The organism is Bradyrhizobium uaiense (assembly GCF_010811875.1).
GTDB classification, from domain to species: domain Bacteria; phylum Pseudomonadota; class Alphaproteobacteria; order Rhizobiales; family Xanthobacteraceae; genus Bradyrhizobium; species Bradyrhizobium uaiense.
Genome location: NZ_VKHP01000459.1, coordinates 1 through 2,320 on the forward strand (window position 1 = coordinate 1; position 2,320 = coordinate 2,320).

Below are 2,320 nucleotides of genomic sequence, written 5' to 3' on the forward strand. Positions count from 1 at the left end.
CTATGACAACATCGTCGATCACTGCTGTTACGCTTGGAACACTCTCATCGATCAGCCGTGGCAGATCATGTCAATCGCGCTCCGCGATTGGGCCTACATCGGTCGATCAATTTGAGGATTGGTATTACGGGTATGGATTGCGACTAGGCCATACCGATCTGCGGTGCGGATTCCCGCACGTTACGTGTCTGGTCCAGGGAGAGTTTGAGCCGGATCCGCACGCCGGCGACGGGTACTCGCAGAGGACCTGTGCGGCCAATAGGAAGAATGGCGCTTACTCCAGTGCGCCCCGCCCCTCCGGAGACCGAATTCCACGGCACCGGTGCCATTCGAGTTTGAGCTGTTACTGATCAATGTCGAGTAGCCTACCTCCACACCAGCGACATCCGTGATGGCATTGAAAGGGCCGGTTTCTCCAGGAGAGGGTAGTCCGAGGTCTCGGTGCCCGCGGCTTTGCCAAAGCTCGCTCCAGACGCCAAACGCTGTGTGATTTCCCTATCGGCATCCGGATCTGGTGGGTTCTTCATCTGATTCACTCGAGTCATTTAGGGCGTGCGGCCGGAATGGAAACCATGCCCGACTCAGCCGGTCGGCCGAAATGCCGTTGAGCACCACCCCTTGCGAAAAGAAAGCGCTTCAGAGATGAAACACTTGACGGAGTTCCACGCCTGGCCGGTGTCTTGTCGCTTACTTTCCGAGCTTGCCGAGCGCTTCGGTGAGCTCCGGAACCGCCTGGTAGAGGTCGGCGACCAGGCGGTAATCGGCGACCTGGAAGATCGGCGCGTCCTCATCCTTGTTGATGGCGACGATCACCTTGGAGTCCTTCATGCCCGCCAGATGCTGGATCGCGCCGGAGATGCCGACCGCAACGTAGAGTTCCGGGGCCACCACCTTGCCGGTCTGGCCGACCTGCCAGTCGTTCGGCGCATAGCCGGCATCGACCGCGGCGCGCGAGGCGCCGACGCCGGCGCCGAGCTTGTCGGCCAACGGCTCGATGTATTTGGCGAAGTTCTCGCGGCTCTGCATGGCACGGCCACCCGAGACGATGATCTTGGCCGAGGTCAGCTCCGGACGGTCGCTTTTTGCAACCTCCTCGCCGACGAAGCTCGACAGGCCCGGATCGGCCGCCGAAGCGGCATTCTCGATCGCGGCGCTGCCGCCTTCACCGGCGGCGGCGAAGGTCGAGGTGCGGACCGTGATCACCTTCTTGGCGTCCTTCGACTTCACGGTCTGGATCGCGTTGCCGGCATAGATCGGCCGCTCATAGGTGTCGGGCGCGACCACCTTGATGATCTCGGAGACCTGCATGACGTCGAGCAAGGCTGCGACGCGCGGCATCACGTTCTTGAAGCGCGAGGTCGCGGGCGCGACGAAGGCGTCATAGTTCGGCGCCAGCGCCACGATCAGCGCAGCCAGCGGCTCGGCGAGGTCGTGCTCATAGGCCGGGCCTTCGGCGACCAGCACCTTGGCGACGCCGGCGAGCTTGGCGGCCGCTTCCGCCGCCGCCTTGGTGCCCTGGCCGCCACCGGCAACCAGCACATGCACGTCGCCGCCGAGCTGGCTTGCCGCGGTCAGCGCCTTGTTGGTCGAGTCCTTCAGGGTCTCGTGGTCGTGTTCAGCAATCAACAGCGTCGTCATCAGAGAACCCCGGCTTCGGTCTTGAGCTTGTTCACGAGTTCGGCGACGTCCTTGACCTTGACGCCCGCCTTGCGGCCTGCCGGTTCCGCGGTCTTCAGCACTTCCAGACGCGGCGTCACATCGACGCCGTAGTCAGCGACGCTCTTGTCGTCGATCGGCTTCTTCTTCGCCTTCATGATGTTGGGCAGCGAGGCATAGCGCGGCTCGTTGAGGCGCAGGTCAGTGGTGACGATCGCCGGGCCCTTCAGCTTGATGGTCTGCAGGCCGCCGTCGACTTCGCGCGTGACCTTGAAGTCGCTTCCTTCGACCTCGAGCTTGGAGGCGAAAGTCGCCTGCGACCAGCCGAGCAGCGCGGCCAGCATCTGGCCGGTCTGGTTCGAGTCGTCGTCAATCGCCTGCTTGCCGAGAATGACGAGGCCGGGCTGCTCCGCCTCGACCACCGCCTTGAGGATCTTGGCAACCGCGAGCGGTTCGACATTGCCTTCGGCCTTGACCAGGATGCCGCGGTCGGCGCCCATCGCAAGACCGGTGCGAATGGTCTCGGAGGCCTGCGCGGGTCCGATCGACACCACCACCACTTCGGTCGCCTTGCCGGCTTCCTTCAGCCGCAGCGCTTCCTCGACGGCGATCTCGTCGAACGGGTTCATCGACATCTTGACGTTGGCGAGCTCCACGCCCGTCC

The 2,320-nt window shown here is 63.5% G+C and carries 2 protein-coding genes; both read right to left on the bottom strand.

What is annotated here, in order from left to right; translation table 11 throughout:
* Positions 1 to 687: 687 nt before the first annotated feature.
* Complete coding sequence (locus FNJ47_RS45675; RefSeq protein ID WP_163163302.1) at positions 688 to 1,638, bottom strand: electron transfer flavoprotein subunit alpha/FixB family protein; 951 nt, start codon at positions 1,636 to 1,638, stop codon at positions 688 to 690.
* A partial coding sequence (locus tag FNJ47_RS45680) for an electron transfer flavoprotein subunit beta/FixA family protein (protein WP_163163304.1) occupies positions 1,638 to 2,320 on the bottom strand: 683 nt, incomplete at its 5' end. The genes FNJ47_RS45675 and FNJ47_RS45680, both read right to left, overlap by 1 nt.